This is a genomic window from Croceibacterium xixiisoli (assembly GCF_009827305.1).
GTDB lineage: Bacteria > Pseudomonadota > Alphaproteobacteria > Sphingomonadales > Sphingomonadaceae > Croceibacterium_C > Croceibacterium_C xixiisoli.
This window is the reverse complement of the sequence record NZ_WTYJ01000001.1, coordinates 1,837,171-1,858,763: the sequence shown is the minus strand read 5'-3', so window position 1 is coordinate 1,858,763 and position 21,593 is coordinate 1,837,171. Positions and strand designations below refer to the sequence as shown.

The following is a 21,593-nucleotide window of genomic DNA, read 5'->3' as shown; positions in this document are numbered from 1 at the left end:
CGCATGCCTTCCGCCGCTCCGCTCGCCTTTTTGCCGATCGTGACCAAGGCGCGCGAGTTGGACGCGCGCATCCTGTTGGCGGCGCATCTGGCAAAATCCGGTTTTCAGGTGGTTGTCGGCAGCCAGAGCTTTGTCGACTATCGCGCGCGTTACGCAAGGAATGCGATAGTCTTCAGCCCCTTGCTGGTGCCGGGTGTGGACCAGCGGTTGAAAGCCTATCGTGCGCGCGGACACCGGATCATCGCCTGGGATGAGGAAGGGCTCGTCTACCCTGACCCTGCCTGGTATTTCGCCAATCGGGTCGACAGCAAGGCGGCCGCCGAAGCCGACGCCCTGATTGCCTGGGGCGAAGTGGCCGGAGAAGACTGGCAACAGACCCTGCCTGACGGCACGCCCCGCCCACTGCCGCTGGGCAATGCGCGGATTGAGCTGCTGCGTGCCCCGTTCCGCCAATTGCACGCTGCGGACGGGGAAGGTCTGCGCCAGCGGTTTGGCCGCTATATTCTGGTCAACACCAATTTCGACATGGTCAATCACGCAGACGGCCCCGGTGGGCTCGAGCGGCGATTGCGCGCCACTGGTCGCCTGTCGACCGCGCGCGACGAACAGAAGTTCATCGAATGGTCGGCATTTCGCCAGATGATGTTCGATGCCTTCCTTGACGGGTTGCCCCGGCTGCATGAGGCGCTGCCGCAGTTCACCTTCGTCCTGCGTCCGCATCCCAGCGAAGCCGTCGACACATATCAGGCGCTGGCCGACACCCTGCCCCGGCTGAGCATCGAGCCGGCGAGCGGTTCCGTGCTGCCGTGGATCCTGGGTGCCGAGGCGATCCTGCACAACAGCTGCACCACCGCGCTCGAGGCCTTCATGCTCGACGTGCCGCCCATCGCCTATGCCCCGCCGACCGCAGATGAGACCGATGGTATGGCATCGCCCCTGCCCAATCTGCTCAGCCGTCGCTGCGCCGATTGGGAGGATGTTATTGCGGCGCTGGAAAGCCTGCCAGGCAAGCCACAGCAGAACTGGCAATCGGCCGAACAGATCGCGACCGCCCGGCGCTATATCGGTGGGTTCGACGGGCCGCTGTCGAGCGAACTAATTGCGGATCTGTCCCTGCAGCTCGCCGAGGGATTGCCTGCACCCGTTTTGGGAGGGCCGGATCCCATCCGGCGGCTGCGCCGTGCCGCGGGGGCAATGGGCGAAAAACTGGGCGTGCGGCTGCGTGCAGGCGAGGATGACCGCCGACGTTTTCCGGGTTTGCCCCTGGCGGAAGTCAACCGCCTGGCAGACGCCATCGGCGGCATGATCCAGTGCCCGCTGAGTGTGACCCCGCTGGAACCCGATACCTACATCATCGCGCGCTCCGGGCATTGATTGCCGATGATCGGCGCGCGCGGCCTTCTTGAAAAAGGGCAGGATTGACATGAAAGTTCTGCATCTCGCATCCCATGAAATCAATGTCGGGGATGGCGCCCTGACCCACGCCATTCGGGCCCGGATTTTGGACATCGTCGGCGCAGGGGTTTCATTCGACCTGCAGGATGTCGCGGTGTTTCGGAAGGAACTGACCGCAGCAGAGTTGGACAGCTATGATCTGGTTGTCGTCGGCGGCGGCGGCGGAATTTCCAACGGACCCTTTGCTGCGCGTACCGGCACCCCAATGCCGATTTCCATGGACGAATATGTGAAGTCGAAGGCGCGCTTCGCTTTCGTCGGCCTGGGACACAATCTGTTCGAAGGCGATCCCTTCCGCCATGCCGAACAGCTCAAGCAACTGCTGCGGCATGTTCGCGAAAAGGGCGATTTCTTCTCGGTCAGGAACGATGGGTCCCTGGCCCGGCTGCAGCGCGATCTTGGCCATGCGGAAACCGAAGCCGTGGTGGAAATCCCCGATCCGGGTTTCTTCGTCGACGCGCCGGCCCGCCGCCCCGCATCCGCCAGCGCCCGCCCCTACATCGTTGTGCAGCCAGCGGGCGATTCGCTGCATCTGCGATCCCCCGTGTCGCGGATCAGCCGGGTCATGAAGCGTCTGCGCAGCGGCGATGTGCTTTCGCCGCTGGAACAGGCGCTGGTCCAGTTCAGCCTGCACATGTGGCGTAACCACGGCTTCGACATTCAGCTGACCCCGCATATTCCGCATGATGTTCCGATTTGCGCCGCGATTTCGCGCGCGCTCTATGCTCGAGCCGGGAAAGATGCCCTGCACCGGCCATTCCGCATGGCAGGAACCCCACATCCCGATCACGCAGGCGAATTCTTCGGCAGCTACGCGGCAGCCCAGATGATCGTTGGGATGCGCGGCCATGCCGTGATCTGTGGTGTCGGCCTGCGGCGCCCGACCATTGCCCTGTCCACCCACCCCAAGGTGGTCGGGTTCATGGAAGACTGCGATCTGGCCCATTGGTCGGTGCCGCTGACCGGCAATTCGGCCGATCTGCTCATTGCGCGGGCCGAAGAGCTGCTGAACGGCGAATCCCGCTATTTCGCGGATCGTGACAAGGCGGTCGCCGATTTCGGGCCACGTTTCGACAGTTTCATGCGCCAGGTGATCGACAGCGTCGGTTCCGCCACCCCGCCATCCGCCTGAGCCCGCCCGATATGAGCCAATCCTTGCGTTTTGCCCTTGTCGGTACCGGCGGTTCGTCAGGGCATACGCTGGCGGCCGTCGAACAGGCGATCCGCGCCGAGGCGCCCGATAGCCAGTTTCTGTTTATCGATACCCAGCCGTTCAATCTGCGGACGCGCGGAAAGACCGTCTATCCCGGTCAGGGCGAGGTTCGCACCGTGTCGCCGGAGGATTGCGGGATCCGCAATCGCACCGGCAGCCAGACCATGAACCTGCTGCTGAGCGGTGGGCCACTGGCCTATCGCCGGCTGTTGCGGCGCGCCCGCAGCCTGCTGGCCGGACCGATCGATGCGCTGATCATGTGCCATGATCGCATGTATATCGAAACCGCACTACTGCGCGCGGCGCGGGCCCAGGGCACACCCACGGTGCTGCTGCAGGAAGGACCTTTCTGCGCCATCGGCAATGCCCGCCCGCAGGCGAACAGACTGCGGTTGAAGGCCATGCTGGCGCCACTGCTCGACCGCAGCGGCCTGTTGCCGGCGATTCCCGATTACGGGCTGGCCGGACATGATCTGGTCGTGGCCGCCTCTGCCGCCTATCGCGACCGTTGGGCCGCCGCAGGGGTGAACCCGGCGCAGGTTGCGCTAGCCGGGGTTCCGCGTTTCGATGCGCTGCATACCCTGCGCAACGCAGTGCCCCCCTTGCCTGCAGGCGACAGGCTGGAACTGCTGTATCTGGTTCAGCCCTTCGCCGCCCATGGCAAGGTGACGGTGGAAGCCGCCGCTGAGGCCCTGCATGTGATCGCCGAAGGCCTGAGCACCGCAGCAGGGGATGGCGCGATCCGGCTGACGATCCGGCTGCATCCGCGATCGAGCGGGGACGATATTCACCGGCTGCGCGAAACCACCAGCATTGAGGTGGTCGAGGATGAAGGGCGCCGCCCGATCGAACAGGCGATCGGCGCCGCCCATGTCGTGATCGGCCATTATTCCACCGGCCTGCTGGAAAGTCTGGTGCTCGGGCGCCCGGTACTGGTCGTTCCCATTCCGCGCGCCGCCTTTGCCGAACAGTCGGAAGCCGACAAGCAGGATTGGCTGACCCGAACCGGCCTGCCCATTGCCCGTACACCGCAGGAACTGGCGTCGGGGCTGCGCCATCTGCGCAGCCACGACGGACTGGCGGATATCGATTGTGTGATGGTGGCACAGGAAACCGGTGTTATCGACGGCCAGGCAACCGCGCGCGCGGCCCGAGCGATTCTCCACCTGGTGGATCAGCCCAGCGGCGGCAACTGAGCGACGGCGCGCCCCAGCGCCGCCGCATCCCCGGCCAGCGGCAGCGGAAGCGCAGGCCAGTTTCGCAGCACCCGGTCCATCCGGTCGAGCCCAAACAGGGCCGGCATGAAGATGCTGCGATCATAGCGGCCCATATCCAGCAGGCCGGTCGACACCGCCGCCGCATAGCCGCGATAGCCCCAGCGTGCCGCATGATCGAGCAGGCCGCCGGCATTGTCTTCCAGCGTGATACCGGCTGCCACCAGATCGCCGGCCAGCCGGGCAAGATCTTCCCGCGGGTGTGGCAAGTAGCGGATGTCCAGGGGAACCGCAGCGCGAATGGCAGCAAGCCCGGCCAGGAAGCGTTCTCGCGGAACGATTCGATCTTCCACCAGAGGCGAGCCGACCAGCAGCAGTTCATCGCGCCAAGATTGAGGTTCGGCGGGAGCCACGAGCACGAGATTGCGCTGTTCGAACCGGTCGCGCACTAGAGCCTGGGCACGGTTCATTCGCCGCCGGGTAATGCCGGCCGGATAGAAACCCATCGCCGCCTGCACGAGCCCGCGCGCAGCGTACCAATGGTCGCTGGTCAGATCGACATAATGCGACAGCCCATCTTCCCACAGTTCCAGATGGTTGATCTGCGGCAGGCTGCAGAGATATCGTTCGAGCGGTTCGCCTTCGAGGAAGATCGTCAGGCGGGTGATGCCGAGATCGGCCATGCGTTCCCCGACCTGACGATAATAACCGCGATTGGCCCGATGCACGCCGGGCCAGCGCCAAAGCGCCTTCCCCGCCAGCGTTTCCCGCCCGAGATGGACACCGCGCCCCGGAAAAGCCTCTGCCACCGGTGCGCGCATCATCTCATCACGAAGCAGCACAATGTCTGGATCGGCGCCATTGTCGATCAGGAACTGCAGATGCAGCCGGCTGCGCGGCAGGGCAGCGCTGGTCACGATATTCTGTCTGCCAACATCAGACCGGAAAACGCGCTTCCAGTAGATCGGCGAACAGGCGGATCGCCCCCTGCCCACCATCGGCATCCAGAACGATATCCGCGGCCGCGAGCGCAGACGGGTGGGCATCGCGCGGCGCGACTGCCGTACCGACATGGGCCATGCAAGCGACATCATTGATGTCATTACCGATATAAACCGTAGCTGCCGGATCGAAGCCCCGGTCCGCCAACCATCGCGTCATCAGTTCCAGCTTGGCCTCGACCCCATGGAAATGGTCCAGTTGCAGCTTGCGGCAACGCGCTGCGACCACCGGGTTCTTCTCCTTGGAGATCACCACCATCGGCACGCCGGCCTTGCGCAGACTTTCAATCCCCATGCCATCGCGGCGCGAGCATATGACGCTTTCCTTTCCGTTTTCATCCACCACGACGCAGTCATCGGTGAACACGCCATCGAAATCGAACACGATGGCCTGCGGCATGGCCTGCAGCGCATCGATCTGCCCCTGGCGCCGCCGCATGGCCAGCCGTTCTTCGGCCAGTTGGAAATCGATCGGGTCATCGATCTCCAGCCGGTTTTCGATCGGTGTTTCATGCAGCACCGTCCGGCCGAAGAAACGATGCTTCGTCTGCCGGAAACCGGGCACGCGCATGGCATAGACTGCGCCGGTTTCGATGAATTCGGGTTCGCGCTGCTGCCGCATCAGCCGCACGCGCTTGTCGTGATTGATCGCCACCCCTTCTCCGGCGGCATCGCGGCCCCAGAGGAAATAATGGAACGGGGCCACCGCGACGGAACTGTCGGCACCACCATCGAAGAGAGCGGTGACCACGCCATCGATATCCTCTGCACTCGTCAGGGGCGAGGTGCACTGCACCAGCAGCACCACATCGGGCCGATAATCTTCGCTTTCCTCCAGTGCCGTTAGCACATGCAGCAAGGCATCTTCCGATTTGGCCGTATCCGTGGCCAGAGCGGCCGGGCGCATGACAACATCGGCGCCAAAATCGCGGGCGATCTTCGCGATCGCGTCATCATCGGTGGAAACCACCACGCGGCTGACCGTACGGGCGGCAAGGGCGGCGCGAATATTGTGGGCAATCAGCGGGATACCACCCAGCAGTTTGATATTCTTGCCCGGGATACCCTTCGACCCGCCGCGTGCGGGGATCACTGCCAAAACCTGTTCGCCCATATCCAGAATGCCTTGTTGACCTTAATCTGTGACGATTGTCATTATACAGTGATGTGCATTGCACAATGATGTTGAAGTCGCGCCGCCGTAACTAGCCTGTTGCACTCACCTGCGCTAAAGGGCAGGGGCATTGCGAATTGGCATGCCTGCCGCGCCATGTGTTGAGGGATCGGAACTTTTGCAGTCTATGCGCCCCGGTAAAGCTGGAATCGTCGCCCTGTGCCTGTGCGCATCGGGCCTTTCTGCCTGTGCATCGAGCAATGCGATCCGTGATGGATATGCAACCGCTGCCGTAGTTTCGACCGATCTGCCGGCGCCCGATCCCCGCGATGTGGGCGGATCGATCCAGAGCGCCTACTATGTCGGACCATCAGACAAGCTCGCCATCTTCGTCGCCGATTTACCGGACATGGCCCAGACCGTGATGGTCGATCCGGCCGGTTACATCTCTCTTCCATACGTCGGCCGTGTGTTCGTCGGTGGGCAGACGACCGAAGAGGTTGGCCAAGAAATTACGCGACGCCTTCGCACCAGCGTGCTTGTCAGCCCGCAGGTGAGCGTCGGGATCAGCGAGACGGTTAGCCAGCGTTTGGCTATCGAAGGCGCCGTGAGTAAGCCCGGGATCTATCCGATTGCCGGTTCCACCACGCTGATGCGGGCCATGGCGCTCGCGCAGGGAACCAGCAATCTGGCCAATGACCGGACCGTTGCAGTTTTCCGCCAGGTCAACGACCAGCGAATGGTAGCCCTGTTTGACCTTCACATGATCCGCGAAGGCACGATGGCTGATCCGACGATTTACGGCAATGATCTGATCATCGTCGAAACATCGGCTGGAAAACAATTGCTGCGCGATATTATCGGCACCGTGCCGCTGATTGGCGCCTTTTACACCGTTCAACGCATCAGCCGCTAAGACGCCTGCACGCCCGAGAATGCTGGAGTATTGATTTGAACGATACGGTTCGCCCCCTCGAGACGAATGGCGCCGCGCCGCTGGATGACCTTGTGTCAGACGGCGATCGCTGGGTGAACAGCGGCTCCTCTCTCCGCAGATCACTGCAGGTTCTCGGACGCAATCGCGCCCTGATAGCTGTGTGTGTGGTTCTGGCGCTGGTTCTGGCGCTGATCTTCACCCTGCTGACGGACAAGATCTACAGCGCGCGCGCCTCCTTCGAAGTGCAACGCGATACACCGCCCATAACCAATATCGAAGGGGCTGAAGGCGCATCGCCTTCCGACCGATCATTCCTGCAAACCCAGATCACATTGCTTAAGAGCCGTGCGCTCGCCGGCCAGGTGGTCGATCGCCTTAAACTGGCGGACAATACTGGTTTTATCGAAGGGGCTGCTGCCGAAGGCGAGGACGCAAAGGCTATGGCAGCGTCTCGTGATCGTCGACGCAACAGCGCAATCAATAAGGTTCGTGCCGGACTGGAAGCGACCATGCTCAACGATTCGAGCGTGATCGAGCTCACCTTCACCGGCGACAACCCGCAGCTGGCTGCCCGGATTGCCAATACGGCTATCGATGAGTTCATCCAATCAAGCGTTGAGCGCAGGTTCGCTGCATCCAGTTACGCCCGCGATTTTCTCGGCCGTCGTCTGACCGAGTTAAAGGAACGGCTGGAAACCTCCGAACGAGAGCTGATCGATTACGCCGGTGCCAATGGCATTTTGGCACTGCAGAGCACCGAAACAGGCGCATCGTCTTCGCAATCGCTCGACACCGTTGCACTCAATTCGCTGATTCAGCGGGTTGCCGAAGCCCGGGCTCAGCGCATCGTCGCAGAGGAAAGCTGGCGCATCGCTCAATCTGGCCGGGGAGCGAACCTGCCCGCCCTGCAAACTGATACGCGCGCGGCCGGGCTGGAAATGCAGCTGGCAGCGATGCAATCGGAATATCAGCAGAAGCTGCAGACCTTCAAACCCGAATTTGGGCCAATGCAGGAATTGCGCAGCAGAATCGACCTGACCCGTTCGCAACTGTCGCGCATTCGCGGCCAGAACGTCGATGGCCTGCGTGCAGCCTATCAATTGGCCATGCAGCAGGAGGAGGCACTGCAGCGTCAGCTCGAAACGCTGCGTAGCTCGGTGTTCGACACGCAGAATCGCGGCATTCGCTATGCCACGCTGCAGCGTGAAGTGGATACCAACCGCGCGCTGTATGATGCCCTGCTTCAGCGCTACAAGGAAATCGGCGTATCGAGCGGCAGCGCCAGCGATTTCGCCAAGGTCGATGAGGCTTTGACCCCGACATCGCCGGACAGCCCGATTCTGGCTCTAAACCTGCTGCTCGCGTTGGTCGCCGGCCTTGGCATCGGCGTCGGTATCGCCTTCATCAAAAGCGCAATCGACGATCGGATCAGCACCCCGGAAGACGTCATCGACAAGCTGCGTCTTCCACTGCTCGGCATTACTCCCGATATTCGGGACAATGTCGACGATGCGTTGGTCGATCAAAAGTCCTCACTCAGCGAAGCATATTTCTCGCTTCAGACAGCTTTGCGCCTGTCAACTGCGCATGGCCTGCCCAAGACGCTCATGGTCGTCAGTGCCGACCGGGAAGAAGGCAAATCCACAACCGCCATCGGCATCGCGCAAAGCGTCGCTGCGCGCGGCCTGAAGGTTATCCTGGTGGATTCCGATCTTCGCCGTCCATCCCTGCACAACCGCTTCGGGCTTGATCGCAAGGTCGGCCTGTCGAATGTGCTGAGTGGGGAAACCCCGTTGGCTGATGCGATCATCAATATCCCGTCGCGCAATTTCGACTTCATTCCGGCAGGGCCGATCCCGACCAATCCGGCGCAATTGATCTCGATCGGCTTTGCCGCACCGCTCGCGGAACTTTCCGCACAATATGACGCGGTGATCATCGACAGCCCGCCAGTTCTCGGCCTCGCTGATGCCCCGCTGCTTGCCAATCTGACCGAGGGGTATGTCTTCGTGACGCAGGCCGGGCGGAACCATCCTTCCTCGGTCCGCGCAGCGTTGCAGCGTCTGGCCGGTAGCAGCGGCAAGATCCTCGGCGTGGTGCTGGCAAAGTTCAGCAACCGCACCGCCGGTTACGGCTATGCGTATAATTACGAAAAATACAGCTACAGCTACGGTCGCGACTGATTCTCGCGCCCTCTGGAAACGAAAATGGCAGGCCTCAGGGCCTGCCATTTTCGTTTGAGCCAAGGCGTTTTGGTATCGGCCAGGCTAGCAGTCACCTACTTAACGGCTGGATGTCTGCAATTCTTCATACACAGATATGATCTGGCTGTTCATCATGTCCGCTGTAAAGCGATCAACATAAACCTGCCGCCCCCGCGCGCCCATAGCGGAAAGCGTTCCACGGTCCAGGCTGCTCAGCCTGGCTGCCAGGGCCGCCACATCGTCCGGCGGAACGAGAAAACCTGTTACCCCGTCCGCAACAATCTCTGGCAAGGCATCGACTGTGCTGGCAATCACTGCCCGCGACTGGCGCATGGCCTCGATAACAACCAAGCCGAAACCTTCCCAGCGGGAGGGAACGACCACCGCATCGCATCGTGCAACATGCCCTGGAATATCATCACGCCCGACCCACCCGAGCGCCTGCAAACTTGCAGGATCGAGCGAGGATGCCTCCGGCCCAACCGAGACAAGCTGTGCCTGCGCCGGTGGGATCAGGCGCATCGCAGCGACCAGCGTGTCATATCCTTTCTGCGCGCAATCCCTGCCCATGAACAACAAGCGAACCGGCCCATCAGGATCATCATGCGGCGCTGCGGCCAAGCTGTCATCACCAATATCGGCAATCCCGTTGTAGATCGTGCGCAAGCGGCTGGCCGGAATGCCGCGCCGCAGTGCGGTATCGTATTCGAAACGCGAAATGCAGATGATGCGGTCGGCTTGACTGGCCAGTACGCGCTCGATCAGGCCATATCCGGTGCGAACCCATGGCGACACCTGCATGTTGAAAGACCAGCCATGCGAGCAATAGACCAATGGCACCCTGCGCTTGCGAGCATTCATGAGACGGCGCAGACGGATCATCAAGCCGGCAAATGTGCCATGGAGGTGAATGATGTCTGGCTGCCATTCCTCTATCAGCCGGCCAGCAGCGCGCATCAGCGCTGCCAACGCCCCGAAGCTTCTTTCTGCGGTGGGAAAGGTCCGGATCTGCTGCCGGTCGAGCGCGGTCAGATAATGCGCCTGATCAGCTGGAGCCAGCATGGCGACATTATCTCGACCCCACAACGCGGATTGATGAGGCAGAACCTCGCTCAGATGGCTGGCAGTCCCGCCCTGCAGGATCTGCGCAATATGCAATATGCGCATCGGCCAGTGCCTTTCGAAATCAGGATGCCGGCAGGATCGCCACGCGATCAAGGCTGCCGGTTACGGGCGTATCCGGTGACGGCAGCAACAGGAACTGGATTTGCTGGCCTTGGCATCGGGTAACTGGGACGTTGAACAAGACCCTGCCCGATGCCTGCGCATCAGTTACGCCACCGCGCACCGGGCGTGCGCCCCCCCCGATGCAGTTCACCCTGACTTGGAACCGCGCGTTGCCCTGTGTCGAATAATCAATCTCATACCGGCCGGTGGGTAACAGCGTGAGCTGTGACACGACCAGGGTTGGATCTGTTGCATAGCTTTCGACATGCAGTTCTTGACCGCCATCAGCGGGCCTGATCTCCATCGCAATCGCACTATCCCTGTGCATCAGCCAGCCGAAAGGCTGCTCTGTCTTCCCCAGCCGCTCGAATCCGCCATCGACAATCCCGCGTGAGGGATCATCGCCCATATCGGGATGCAATGTCCGCCAGGCCTGAAGCAACAGCGATGCATGGCCTTCTGCAATCGTCCGGCGGGCATAAGGCAGCAGGATTGCACCAGAGGTGTCGCCCCGCTTGCTAGCCAGACGGGTCAGCAAATCCAGGTGGGCGGCGGCAAGCCGGGGATCATCCGTCTTCAACTGCCCGATAAAATCGTTCGACCACCTCGGCCCCACCGCAAGACGTTCTGCTAGAGCATTGCGAAAACCTTCATCGACCATCAGGGCATCGATTTGCGAGATCACCAGATCGGATCGCACCCCCTGGCGCAACAAGGCATCGGCCGACTGGGCCGCCAGATCCGCCGAACCCGTCGCCACGGCGCGATCGAACACAAGGGCCTGAACAAGCCGGTTGCGCCAGCCAAGCGCTGCCCCTTGGAGCAGCGCGGCATCGGAAGCCCCCCCTTCCCCATCAATCCCTCTACGGGCAACGCTCAGCATGGCCCAAGCCGTTGAATCAAGCGGATCGAGCTGCACCGCATAACCTGCCTGGGCAATCGCGATTTGCGGATCGCCATCAGTACCCAGTTGAGCCACGGCAATCTGTGTCATTGCCTCTGAGGAATAGGGCATGATCTGCAATGCCCGCTCCGCATCTCCGCGCTGAAGCAGCAAGCCGGCCATACCTGTCTGCAAAGTCAGGCAGAGCAAGACTGCGGCGATCAACGCAGGCATGGCCCGAAGCGGCCAATTGACGACCGGGCTAGGCGAATCCTCTGTTGCCCGGTCTCTCGACGGGAACAGCATGCCTGCGAACATGGCGGCTGCCACGCCAAGCGCAATCGTACGCAGAGGATAGTCGACGAGCGAATGCAACAATGGAATGGCCAGGCAAACGGCAGCCAATCGCGCAAGAGCGCCATCAGGACCAGAACGCAGTGCGAGCCAGATCTGCCATATGACGATCACGACAAGTGCCAGGGCAACAAGCCCGCCTATTACGCCACCTTCCACCAGCAACTGCAGCAAATCATTGTGCGCCTGATTGACGAAGTAAGGAGAAACCAGATCGAGTTGCTCGATACTGGCGTAGAGTTCAGGGAAAGTGCCCAATCCCCCACCCATCGGCAAAAATTCGCTGACAGCCACCATGCTTTCGCGCCAGATGACCAATCTGTTGAGTGGACCGCCCTCCGTTCCGAAGCGGGAAAGCGCCGTTTGCGCGACCGGGCTTAGAAACAGCAGCATCAAGGCAACCAGTCCGCCGCCACCGACCAGCAGGGCGGCGCGCCGGTGAACGCGCAAATTCATCAGCAATATTGCGGCCACTGCAAAAACCAGCAGCAGAATGGCCGATCGGGACATGGTGGCAATCGCGGCAGCTGCGAACAAACCGGCAATTCCGTAAAGTATCGCCCGCATTCTGGTGTCGGGTGTCAGCAGGCTCATTCCGACTGTGGCGGCTGTTGCCATGACCAGAAAATCGCCGTGATGATTGCGATTGCCGAACAGGCCGGTGAAGGTCCCCCTCACCGCACCATCAAACAGATAAAAACTGGAAGAACCCGTCAATTTCTGCGCTGCAGCGAGCAACAGACTGCACAGAGCGGTGAGGATGAATGCTGCCACCAAGCCCAGCCTTTCCCTGCGATCAAGCACAAGCACAGATAGAAATGTGGCAACGCAGGTGAACATGAACAGGACCGACCGAACTGTGGCTTCCACGTCCAAAGTCAGAGGGCGCCAGCCGCTTACGCCAGCAAGTTCCAGCCCCTGCGCCACTGCACCGCCGCCCGAGGCGATTCGCCAAATTGCGGGGGGAACCGGCATCAGCTGCACAAACGCCACAAGCATAGGTAGCAAGACGAGCATCCGTGCCGCCCAGCCGGGGACGGACAAACCGCGTCGCAACACCACGATCGCGAAAGCAAGAAAGACGATGGCTTCGGCCAGCAGGGTGCGAAACGGCGGAACGGCGCTGCTTCCGCCTAGGAAAAGCGCCCCGAGAAGGGCTACTGCCACGGGTCCAACCGTCAACCAGTCCAACTTGCGAAAGCTCAGCAAAGAAGCGCCCCTTTTCATCCAGAAGACACGCCCTAAAGCATATCGAGGCTCGGCGGTTACAGGATTTTCACTCAATCAGGGCATTGCACCATAGGTCTTATTCGCATATGCAGCAGACAAGACGGAACGACATCGCCGCCCCTTCGTTGGGAGCGGCACAGGCAAAAAGCTGAATAGTGGAGTTTAGAACATGAGGCTCACCAAACTTGCCATCGGGGCTACGGTAGCACCGCTTCTTCTCATCTCGAGCGTCGCCAGTGCCGCAACGCCGGTTCGCCCGGGTTCAGCCTCTTTCTCTTCCAGCGCTTCGCTTGATTCGATGCCGGATCGCGCAAGCGGCGCTCTTTCGGGCGATGTCAGTTCGGCAACTGGCAAGCGCGCGCTTGGCGGCTGGCTGATCGGTGGTCTGATTGCCATCGGCGTGGTGCTCGTGATGATCGCTGACGATGACGATGACGATCTTCCGACCACTCCGGTCAGCCCGGCCTGATTGATCTGATCAGCAGGAATTCAAGAACCGTCCGGGTGATTCCCGGGCGGTTTTTTTTGCCTTATTTACACAGCGCCCTTGGTGGTGAGTAAATATTGACCTTTTGGTGTGGTCTTCCTTGATTAGGCGACCGCAAAGATAAGGCCGGCGTGAATAGGCCGCCGATCGACAACCTTCAATCGCACGCTTCGACAACATCCTGCCGGAAAACAGCGCCGTATTCCGCCAGCACAAAGATCAGCATCGTCCGGCAAGATACTATGAAAGTCAGCGCGTAGCACCACGCGCCCCGCCCCCAAAAGAGCTAAAAACGCCCTCCGAGCAGGCATAGCGAACTGCTGATTTGGATAAGAGGCACAGGAGAGCTATCCGATGGGATCGGATCGCAAACCGATCTAGAACGCCCGGTCGTGCACGACGACGCGTACAGTCGCGATGATGATCCCGAGATCGCGCAGCGGGGTCCAGTCACGGATGTATTCAAGGTCAGCCTGCAAACGATCCGAAAGATCCTCTTCCCGATCGGTGGCTCCACGGAAGCCGCGAATCTGCGCTAGACCTGTCATCCCAGGCTTGAGCGCGTGGCGGTGCCAGTAGCGATGATCGACTTCCCAAAACAGCTTGTGCCCTGCCAGCGATCCTACTGCGTGCGGCCGGGGGCCAACCAGCGACATGTCGCCGAACACAACATTCAAGAGCTGCGGAATCTCATCCAGGCTGGTCGCACGGATGATGCGGCCGACGCGGGTGATCCGGTCATCGGTTTTGGATGCCGAGCGGGTGCCATCCTTGTCGGAGCCGGCAACGCTCATGGAGCGGAATTTGTAAACTTCGAAGAACCGGTTCCCTAACCCCAGGCGCCGCTGTTTGAAGAAGACGGGACCGCCGTCTTCCATCTTGATTGCAGCAGCGATCGCCAGCATCAGCGGGCTGAGAACAACGATGGCTGGCACCGTCAGAACCAAATCCAGCGCCCGTTTCATCAACCGTGCACGCAGGCCGAGCGGCCCGCTGGAAATGATCAATGACGTAAAGCCATCATGTCGCTGCAGCCCCAAGGCGCCCAGTTCTTCCAGAACTTCGGACACCACCTCGCCGCGAATACCGGCAGCGCGCATCACGAAGGACCAATGCCCGCGCCGCTCAACCGGACAACTGACGATCACCTGATCCATGTTCTTGAAGTATCGACCCAGGCGGTCAAGCATCTCAGGATTGGTATGGTCCGGAAACAGGTGATGCGATTCCGCATCCACCACGAAGGCATTACTTGCAGGCAAACGCGGCCCACCGTCCTGAATGATCAGGCGGTTGAGAATGTTCGGCCCCCATGACCGTTCCGTCAAACGGCGTTGGCCAAAACGCAGCGCGATCAAGGTGATGAAGCTGATGCAAATGCCCAGCGTGAAGATACCGCGAGAAACGATATGGGTGTTGGAAGCATAAAAGGTTACCAGCAGCACCAACACGACCGCCAAAGCCATGGTGATCGCCAGCCGCGATATGGCAACCCGCCAACTGCCCAGCGCATCGATCGAATAAACACCCTGATAGGCGCCTACGATCAGATAAGGCGGCAGGAGCAAGCCTGCTTCTGCCGGCGCAACAAAGGTCGGCATGCCGCCAGCCAGCGCGACCTTCGCCAGAAAGAAACAGCCGACAATCGCCAGGCTGTCCACCAGAATCATCAATACGGAAAGCTGGAGGCGGCGGCGCTCGAACGATGGCGCCAATGGTCGCCCTGCACGATCTCCAAAGCGAAAAGTGTCAGGTCGATGTTCCATTGCCTGTTCCACGGTCAATTTCCATCCGAAACCATGATCGTTTCAGCTACTGTGCGTCCGGAGCGGTAGGTGGCTGACGTTTGGCAGGCAACCCCAAATTTACATACCGGACAAGAACCTGAGACAAGATCACCGGCAAGACATGCCGAATTTTTTCAGAGCTCTATGGCGAGCTGCGCTGCACTGCACCAAAAATTCGGTTCAGACAATCGGTGATGCCGATGTGTTGCAGAATGCGAAGGATCCTGGTGACCTCTTGCCACAGCAGTCACCGGCGCAATTTGTGCAAACTGTTTGATCGCGGATTTTTTCCAGTCAGATACATCAGGCTTTAGCGTTGCAATTCTTCGGTCATAATCTCGTCACCCGCTAGTCCCGCTGCAGAAACGGACACGACAGACGCATTCGCGACCCGTTGCTGACCATCTTGTAATTTCGGCAAACAATCGCCATTGGAGGCGCGCGCACCCCCAGCCAAAAATTGCGAGAGCCATGATCCTGCCCAAACCGCATTTCGGTGACGATGGCGATAAGCTGCATGAAGAATGCGGCGTATTCGGCGTCCTCGGCGCCAACGAAGCCGCCGCTGTCTGCGCCCTAGGTCTGCACGCCCTGCAGCACCGTGGGCAGGAAGCTGTCGGCATTACCAGCTTTAATGGCACTGCATTCACCTCCCGTCGTGGCCTGGGCCATGTGGCCGAGAATTTCTCCACCGGTGAATCGCTCGCTGAACTGCGCGGCTCTATGGCCGCCGGCCATGTCCGTTATTCGACTACGGGCGGATCCGACCTGCGCAATGTGCAGCCGCTCTATGCCGATCTGGCGAGCGGCGGTTTTGCCGTGGCGCACAATGGCAATATTTCCAACGCGACCGCCCTGCGTAAGGAGCTTGTGAAGCGCGGCGCGATCTTCCATTCCTCTTCCGATACCGAGGTAATCATTCACCTCGTGGCGACGAGCCGCTATCCGACCTTGCTCGACCGCTTCGTCGATGCTTTACGGATGGTAGAAGGCGCTTATTCGCTGATCTGCATGACTTCGCAAGGCATGATCGCCTGCCGTGACCCGCTGGGCATTCGCCCGCTGGTGATGGGCAAGATCGGCGATGCCGTGGTGTTCGCGAGCGAAACCGTGGCGCTGGACGTCGTCGGCGCCGATTTCGCGCGGCAGATTGATCCGGGCGAAATGGTCGAGGTCGATCTGGACGGCAACATCCGCTCGCACCGCCCGTTTGGCGCCCCCGCACCGCGGCCCTGCATCTTCGAGCATGTGTATTTCAGCCGCCCGGATTCGGTGTTCAATGACCGTTCGGTTTACGAATCGCGCAAACACATCGGCATTGAGCTGGCCAAGGAGCGTCCGGTGGAGGCTGATCTGGTCGTTCCGGTGCCGGATAGCGGCGTGCCCGCAGCGATCGGCTATTCTCAGCAGTCCGGCATCCCGTTCGAATTGGGCATCATTCGGTCACATTATGTCGGGCGCACCTTCATCCAGCCATCCGATGGCGCGCGCAACGCCAGCGTGAAGCGCAAGCACAATGCCAATCGCGCGCTGGTGGAAGGCAAGCGTATCGTACTGATCGACGATTCGATCGTGCGCGGCACCACCAGCCTCAAGATCATCGAAATGATGCGCGATGCTGGTGCGCGTGAAGTGCATTTCCGTGTCGCGAGCCCGCCCACCGGTTACGGCTGCTATTACGGTGTCGATACGCCCGAAAGGTCCAAGCTGCTCGCCGGGCGCATGGATGTCGATGCGATGTGCAGCTTTATCAAGGCTGACAGCCTTGCTTTCGTTTCCATCGACGGGCTTTATCGTGCCGTCGGGCTTGCCGCGCGCGACAACGCCTGCCCGCAATATTGCGATGCCTGCTTTACCGGGGATTATCCGACGCCGCTGACCGACCTTGCCGGAAGGCGCGATGCAGAGACGCAGTTGCCCCTCCCTGTTGCAGAAGCGATTGCCTGATGTCCGCTGAAAATCTGGAAGCTGCCGGCCCGCTGGCCGGCAAGGTCGCTCTTGTTACTGGCTCCAGCCGCGGCATCGGAGCTGCCACAGCAAAGGCCTTGGCCGCCGCTGGTGCGCATGTTGTGTTGACCGGACGCACGGTCAGCGACCTCGAGGCGGTCGAGGATGCGATTCACAATACCGGCGGCACGGCAACGATCGCGCCGATGAATCTGGTCGAGAGCGACTCGATTGCCCGGCTGAGCTCGGCCATTGCAGAACGTTGGGATCAGCTCGATATTCTGGTGCTGAATGCGGCCACACTGCCGCAATTGACGCCGGTGACGCAGATCGAAGCCAAGAGCTTCAACCAGGCGCTGACCCTGAATGTGCTGGCCAACCAGGTGCTGCTCGCCAGCCTCGATCCATTGCTGAAGCGTAGCACAGCAGGGCGTGTAATCGGTGTCACCAGTTCGGTCGGCTCACAGCCGCGCCCCTATTGGGGTGCGTATGGCGCGACCAAGGCTGCATTCGAAACGCTGCTGACCTGTTATGGGCAGGAAGTCGAAAAAATCTCCAGCACAAGAGTCGCCATTCTTGATCCGGGGGCAACGCGGACGCAAATGCGCGCGCGCGCCTATCCCGGTGAAGACCCCCAAACCGTGAAGGCGCCCGAGGTTGTGGCTGATCAGATCGTGGATATGGTTACTGTGGATTTTGACAATCTGCATCGCGAAAGAGCGTCAACAAACGCTTAACCATGCCTATTGCCTGAGATGTAACATCCACCTGCGAATGTCGATTTTCGCAAGGCGGCTGGCGCCTTGCACAATCTCTGGATTGTCGTGGAATGACAGGATTTGATCGCGCCGATGCTTATGCGCGTGCAGCGCAGGAAGACCGGTCGGCCGTCCGTGGGCGAATTGCCATTCCGGCTGAATTGAGAGCCAGCGGAACGCGACGTTTCCACACGATCGTCAGTGATCTGTCCCTGTCCGGATTCTGCGCATCATCGGTGCAGATTCTGCACCCCGGCACTGTGTGCTGGCTGACCTTGCCCGGGATGGGGCCCATGCAGTCAGAAATCATCTGGTGGGAAGACAATCGATGCGGGGGCGCCTTTGACAGGCTGTTAAGCCCCTTCGTTCTCGAAAGCCTGTTTGCACGCCACGCCAGGCGCGGTCAGATCCAGGAATAGGCACCGGCGCTGCGGCCGTCAGTGACCGCCGACCGCCAGCTGTATAAATTGCCGCGATATTGCGCCATGCAGATAGCCAATCATTGGCATCAATCGCACAGGACACACCCGATCCATCCGCAATCCAGACCCACGATTGAGCGGGAACCTTGCCCTTGGCATATCTTTCGGCGCCAGGCCTTGATCGGATCGGTGCTATGCTGGGCCGGTTTTCTGGCGATGGCTTGGCTCGTGGCCGACGGCAAAACCGCCCCCTTCGATCGCGCCGGACTGATGCTCGGACGCGACGCACAGTTGAACCCTTGGGGCCCGGCGTTTCTTTCTGAAGCGGCGCGTGACATCACCGCGCTGGGCGGGACGAGCCTACGTTTGTTGGCGGCCATGATGGCGGCGTTCGTACTGTTGCGCCTCCAGCGCCGGCTGGCTGCCTTGTTCGTGGGTGTAGCGATGGCTGGCGGGTTGCTGATCAACACGGGCCTGAAGTTGATGTTCGCGCGACCCCGCCCGGATTTCCTGCCTCATCTTACTGAGGCAGGAGGATCAAGTTTCCCGAGCGGGCACAGCTTTGGCGCAGCGACCATCATGCTGGCCTTGGCGCTGGTCTGCTGCGGTTTTGCGAGGCACGCAACCGCCCGTCGGCTGCTGATTGGCGGGGCACTGCTGCTGAGCGCATCGGTTGCCTGGACGCGGGTATGGCTGGGGGTACATTACCCATCCGACGTAATTGCCGGCTGGCTGGGCGGCGTGGGCTGGACGCTGCTGCTGGTTACCCTGCTTCCTTTTGCGACTCTTCCCGGCACAGCCCGTGGGGCAGGATGACCGAGAAGCGGTCGCCGCCTGTAGGTGCCCGAACGTACCGCGCATCTGCCAGCACCCACTGCCCATCGGCTTTGCGATGCAGAAATGGCGCCCGCGACCAGAACAGGAATGCCGCAACCCTGGGATCCGTCTGACCGGCAGCGTCAAGATCGCAGCGACTGAGCGGTATGTTGCCCACGTCTTCGCCGTTGACCTGCCACAGCCCCGGGCCTGTTGAGGTGATCACATCCCGCCGCCAGAAGGCAACCGGCGGCGGTGAGGCTATCACTTGGTTGGGATAGGGTTCGACTCCCTGGCCACTGAGTTCCGTTCGGTAGGTGATGAGCATGTTTGCACCGATATAGACCAGCAATCCGGCCAGCGCGGCGCGCGCCGGCAAGCGCCATTCGCCGCCCCGCTTTTCCCGGCGCAGCGAGAACCAGGTTGCGAGGCCGAGACCGATCCACATCCACAGATCGATGATGAACAGCGTATCGCCATAAAACCACTGCTGGCTGAAAGGCTCGAGCAGTCGCACGCCGTAATTGTTCATCCAGTCAAGCGCGGGATGGGTGAGGCAACCGATCAGAGCCAGCCCATAGAGCCACCAGAAATGCACGGGTGCCCTGGCGGCGGGCCGCTTGCCCCGTTTCGCTTGCCAGCGATCCCAGGCCCACAGAAGCATCGCGAGGGCAAGTGGCAGGAGCACCCAGGCAATCGGCCCGTGCGTCAGCCCACGCCGCATGGCCAGGCTCTCCAGCCCGTAAATGGTGCAGGTGGCGTCTATGTCGGGAATGTTTGCGCCGATGATCAGCGCTGGCATGGCGAGACCGGTTTTCTTCTTCAGCCCGGCTTGACCGATCAGCGCGCCGACAAGGCTGTGTGTCAGATTGTCCATTCAGCCTTCTCCCGACAGGCGCATCATTGTTCAGCCGAGCGAGGCCAGGCGTTTGTGGGTGACGATGGATGTTTAGGTGCCAGCATCGTCCTCGCGCTCCCCACGGTAGAACAATCCGCCCACCTGCCAACCGATCATTGCCCCGCCAGAGAGAGCCAGCGGGAAATGGGGTTGCCATGGCATGGCCAGCCCGCCTGCAAAGATCAGCAGCAGCCCGAGGAACAGGGTGGTGACATCAGATCCGAACGGGGATTTGATATCCACATCATCCGCATCGGCAACATCGAAGGCGCCGAGAAAACCCTCGGCCATGATCCGATCCCAATAGGGCCGCAGCACGATGCGCGCGAAACCGGCGATAAGCGCGCCGAACAGGGTTACCAGCAGCACCGAATCAGTCGATTTGCCGATCGCGTCTGCCAGCAGCACACTGGCGGCGATTGCACCGATCAGCCCCATCACACCCCAGAATATGCGATTGGGCGTCATGTATCTGCCACTTGATGTTGACCCGTTCCCACCGGTTGCCCGGGGCGGCATAAGACAAGTTTTGACCGGCCGGTGCAAACTGCTTGGATTTGAGGTCGGCTTGGGCGTAGCTAGCGGGCATGATCGAACGCAACCCGAAAAAATACCGGCCCTGTGTGGGCGTGATGCTGATCAATGATGAAGGAAAGGTCTTCGTCGGCAAACGGATTGACAACAAGGAAGGCGATTGGTGGCAAATGCCGCAAGGCGGGGTCGACAAGGGAGAAGATCTTGTCGCCGCCGCGATTCGCGAATTGGGGGAAGAAACCGGCGCAACCGATGACCATATCGAAATCATCGCCAGCCTGGATGACGAACTGTTTTACGATCTGCCGCCGGAATTGCATGGCAAGCTGTGGGGCGGCAAATATGTCGGCCAGCGGCAAACATGGTTCCTGGCCCGGTTCACGGGGGAAGATGGCGACATTGATCTGGAAGCCCACAGCCCGCCGGAATTCTGCGAATGGAAATGGGTTGATGCGGAACTGCTGCCCGAACTGATCGTGCCGTTCAAACGCGATGTCTATCAGACAATCGTCGACGGCTTTCGCTCACGCATCTGAGGTCATTATCGCTCAGGGTCTGTGTCCAAATCCCGCCCTGAGCCAGGCTTTGCGATCAGTTCTGGGTCACGACCGTCTCGGGCGTTATAGCTTCCGCCGTCAGCACTGCCGCAGACGGCCCCTTTTCTAGAGCACGCGCCAGTTGCCGGGTCTCCGGGCAATTGCCACCACACAGGCTTTCCAGCTTGGCCAGATTGCGCCGCGCCTTTTCCACGGCGCCCTTTTCCAGCATGGCTTCTCCTTCTCCGGAAATAGCAGCCAGATTGCCCGGTTCGCGTTCCAGAGCGGAGCGGTAATAATAGATCGCCTTGCCTTGCAGACCATCGTCCCGCGCGGCCTGAGCCAGATCCAGATAGACAGCGACATGGCCCGGATCGATCGCCAGAGCCGCCTCGAAACTGTCGATCGCATCTTGCACCCTGCCGGCTGCAAGCGCGCTACGCCCTTGATCAGCCAGCACCACCGAGCGCGGATCAGGCTGATAAGGTGCGCCGTAGCCCACACTCGATGTCAATGCCGCTAGCATCGACAAGGCAAGGGCGGCGGGTGTGTAACGCATCGCGTACTCCTGGAACG

General features: G+C 60.8%; 19 protein-coding genes. 11 read left to right on the top strand and 8 right to left on the bottom strand.

Going from position 1 to position 21,593, the window contains the following annotated elements; genetic code table 11:
* The first annotated feature begins 3 nt into the window (after window positions 1-3).
* From GRI97_RS08940 to GRI97_RS08930, 3 genes are read left to right on the top strand one after another with little or no spacing between them, the layout of a single operon-like run.
* Window positions 4-1,374 (top strand): surface carbohydrate biosynthesis protein, encoded by a 1,371-nt coding sequence (locus GRI97_RS08940; RefSeq protein WP_161390688.1) that lies wholly within the window; start codon window positions 4-6, stop codon window positions 1,372-1,374.
* Window positions 1,375-1,423: 49 nt separating this feature from the next.
* Window positions 1,424-2,587 (top strand): polysaccharide pyruvyl transferase family protein, encoded by a 1,164-nt coding sequence (locus tag GRI97_RS08935; RefSeq protein WP_161390687.1) that lies wholly within the window; start codon window positions 1,424-1,426, stop codon window positions 2,585-2,587.
* Between the two features lie 11 nt (window positions 2,588-2,598).
* Entirely contained in the window at window positions 2,599-3,864 is a 1,266-nt protein-coding gene (locus tag GRI97_RS08930; protein WP_161390686.1) for a glycosyltransferase family protein, read from the top strand.
* Here the strand turns inward: GRI97_RS08930 and GRI97_RS08925 are convergent.
* Entirely contained in the window at window positions 3,843-4,799 is a 957-nt protein-coding gene (locus GRI97_RS08925; protein ID WP_161390685.1) for a hypothetical protein, read from the bottom strand. The genes GRI97_RS08930 and GRI97_RS08925 overlap by 22 nt on opposite strands.
* A 19-nt stretch (window positions 4,800-4,818) precedes the next feature.
* Window positions 4,819-5,997, bottom strand: a complete 1,179-nt coding sequence (locus GRI97_RS08920) for an acylneuraminate cytidylyltransferase (RefSeq protein ID WP_161390684.1) — start codon at window positions 5,995-5,997, stop codon at window positions 4,819-4,821.
* A 187-nt stretch (window positions 5,998-6,184) separates the two neighbouring features.
* Here GRI97_RS08920 and GRI97_RS08915 point away from each other — a divergent pair, with 187 nt between their 5' ends.
* Window positions 6,185-6,913: a polysaccharide biosynthesis/export family protein gene (locus GRI97_RS08915; RefSeq protein ID WP_161390683.1), complete on the top strand. Its 729-nt coding sequence runs from the start codon at window positions 6,185-6,187 to the stop codon at window positions 6,911-6,913.
* 35 nt (window positions 6,914-6,948) lie between these two features.
* Complete coding sequence (locus GRI97_RS08910; RefSeq protein ID WP_161390682.1) at window positions 6,949-9,117, top strand: GumC family protein; 2,169 nt, start codon at window positions 6,949-6,951, stop codon at window positions 9,115-9,117.
* Between the two features lie 99 nt (window positions 9,118-9,216).
* Here the strand turns inward: GRI97_RS08910 and GRI97_RS08905 are convergent, their stop codons facing one another.
* Window positions 9,217-10,200 (bottom strand): glycosyltransferase, encoded by a 984-nt coding sequence (locus tag GRI97_RS08905; protein ID WP_235917737.1) that lies wholly within the window; start codon window positions 10,198-10,200, stop codon window positions 9,217-9,219.
* A gap of 124 nt (window positions 10,201-10,324) precedes the next feature.
* Window positions 10,325-12,811: an O-antigen ligase family protein gene (locus GRI97_RS08900; RefSeq protein WP_161390680.1), complete on the bottom strand. Its 2,487-nt coding sequence runs from the start codon at window positions 12,809-12,811 to the stop codon at window positions 10,325-10,327.
* 319 nt (window positions 12,812-13,130) lie between these two features.
* Between GRI97_RS08900 and GRI97_RS08895 the strand changes: the two genes are divergently transcribed.
* Window positions 13,131-13,301 carry a hypothetical protein gene (locus tag GRI97_RS08895; RefSeq protein WP_161390679.1) on the top strand — a complete coding sequence of 57 codons (171 nt, stop codon included), beginning with the start codon at window positions 13,131-13,133 and terminating at the stop codon, window positions 13,299-13,301.
* 395 nt (window positions 13,302-13,696) lie between these two features.
* On the opposite strand, the gene GRI97_RS18885 is transcribed toward GRI97_RS08895, so the two are convergent.
* On the bottom strand, window positions 13,697-15,097 hold the full coding sequence (locus tag GRI97_RS18885) for a sugar transferase (protein ID WP_161390678.1): 1,401 nt from the start codon (window positions 15,095-15,097) through the stop codon (window positions 13,697-13,699).
* A gap of 480 nt (window positions 15,098-15,577) precedes the next feature.
* Here GRI97_RS18885 and purF point away from each other — a divergent pair, with 480 nt between their 5' ends.
* The 4 genes from purF (at window position 15,578) to GRI97_RS18880 (ending at window position 19,049) form a co-directional block, all read left to right on the top strand.
* Entirely contained in the window at window positions 15,578-17,053 is a 1,476-nt protein-coding gene (gene purF, locus GRI97_RS08885; RefSeq protein ID WP_161390677.1) for an amidophosphoribosyltransferase, read from the top strand.
* Window positions 17,053-17,790, top strand: a complete 738-nt coding sequence (locus GRI97_RS08880) for an SDR family NAD(P)-dependent oxidoreductase (RefSeq protein WP_161390676.1) — start codon at window positions 17,053-17,055, stop codon at window positions 17,788-17,790. The genes purF and GRI97_RS08880 overlap by 1 nt, the downstream gene beginning before the upstream one ends.
* A 92-nt stretch (window positions 17,791-17,882) precedes the next feature.
* Window positions 17,883-18,230, top strand: a complete 348-nt coding sequence (locus tag GRI97_RS08875) for a PilZ domain-containing protein (protein WP_161390675.1) — start codon at window positions 17,883-17,885, stop codon at window positions 18,228-18,230.
* Between the two features lie 21 nt (window positions 18,231-18,251).
* Window positions 18,252-19,049 (top strand): phosphatase PAP2 family protein, encoded by a 798-nt coding sequence (locus GRI97_RS18880; protein WP_328598520.1) that lies wholly within the window; start codon window positions 18,252-18,254, stop codon window positions 19,047-19,049.
* Here GRI97_RS18880 and GRI97_RS08865 read toward each other — a convergent pair.
* Both GRI97_RS08865 and GRI97_RS08860 read right to left on the bottom strand, forming a co-directional pair.
* Window positions 18,997-19,926: a metal-dependent hydrolase gene (locus tag GRI97_RS08865; protein WP_161390674.1), complete on the bottom strand. Its 930-nt coding sequence runs from the start codon at window positions 19,924-19,926 to the stop codon at window positions 18,997-18,999. The genes GRI97_RS18880 and GRI97_RS08865 overlap by 53 nt on opposite strands.
* A 72-nt stretch (window positions 19,927-19,998) precedes the next feature.
* The gene (locus tag GRI97_RS08860; RefSeq protein ID WP_161390673.1) at window positions 19,999-20,415 is read right to left on the bottom strand and encodes a hypothetical protein; all 417 of its coding nucleotides are present in this window, start codon (window positions 20,413-20,415) and stop codon (window positions 19,999-20,001) included.
* A 119-nt stretch (window positions 20,416-20,534) separates the two neighbouring features.
* Between GRI97_RS08860 and GRI97_RS08855 the strand changes: the two genes are divergently transcribed.
* Window positions 20,535-21,017, top strand: a complete 483-nt coding sequence (locus GRI97_RS08855; protein ID WP_161390672.1) for an RNA pyrophosphohydrolase — start codon at window positions 20,535-20,537, stop codon at window positions 21,015-21,017.
* 55 nt (window positions 21,018-21,072) lie between these two features.
* On the opposite strand, the gene GRI97_RS08850 is transcribed toward GRI97_RS08855, so the two are convergent.
* Window positions 21,073-21,576, bottom strand: a complete 504-nt coding sequence (locus GRI97_RS08850) for a tetratricopeptide repeat protein (protein ID WP_161390671.1) — start codon at window positions 21,574-21,576, stop codon at window positions 21,073-21,075.
* Between the last annotated feature and the right edge of the window lie 17 nt (window positions 21,577-21,593).

Coding starts and splice junctions, on each gene's coding strand:
- GRI97_RS08940 (WP_161390688.1), top strand. CDS start 4: ATGCCTTCCGCCGCTCCGCTCGCCTTTTTGCCGATCGTGACCAAGGCG.
- GRI97_RS08935 (WP_161390687.1), top strand. CDS start 1,424: ATGAAAGTTCTGCATCTCGCATCCCATGAAATCAATGTCGGGGATGGC.
- GRI97_RS08930 (WP_161390686.1), top strand. CDS start 2,599: ATGAGCCAATCCTTGCGTTTTGCCCTTGTCGGTACCGGCGGTTCGTCA.
- GRI97_RS08920 (WP_161390684.1), bottom strand. CDS start 5,997: ATGGGCGAACAGGTTTTGGCAGTGATCCCCGCACGCGGCGGGTCGAAG.
- GRI97_RS08915 (WP_161390683.1), top strand. CDS start 6,185: ATGCGCCCCGGTAAAGCTGGAATCGTCGCCCTGTGCCTGTGCGCATCG.
- GRI97_RS08905 (WP_235917737.1), bottom strand. CDS start 10,200: ATGCTGGCTCCAGCTGATCAGGCGCATTATCTGACCGCGCTCGACCGG.
- GRI97_RS08895 (WP_161390679.1), top strand. CDS start 13,131: ATGCCGGATCGCGCAAGCGGCGCTCTTTCGGGCGATGTCAGTTCGGCA.
- purF (WP_161390677.1), top strand. CDS start 15,578: ATGATCCTGCCCAAACCGCATTTCGGTGACGATGGCGATAAGCTGCAT.
- GRI97_RS08880 (WP_161390676.1), top strand. CDS start 17,053: ATGTCCGCTGAAAATCTGGAAGCTGCCGGCCCGCTGGCCGGCAAGGTC.
- GRI97_RS08875 (WP_161390675.1), top strand. CDS start 17,883: ATGACAGGATTTGATCGCGCCGATGCTTATGCGCGTGCAGCGCAGGAA.
- GRI97_RS08865 (WP_161390674.1), bottom strand. CDS start 19,926: ATGGACAATCTGACACACAGCCTTGTCGGCGCGCTGATCGGTCAAGCC.
- GRI97_RS08860 (WP_161390673.1), bottom strand. CDS start 20,415: ATGACGCCCAATCGCATATTCTGGGGTGTGATGGGGCTGATCGGTGCA.
- GRI97_RS08855 (WP_161390672.1), top strand. CDS start 20,535: ATGATCGAACGCAACCCGAAAAAATACCGGCCCTGTGTGGGCGTGATG.
- GRI97_RS08850 (WP_161390671.1), bottom strand. CDS start 21,576: ATGCGTTACACACCCGCCGCCCTTGCCTTGTCGATGCTAGCGGCATTG.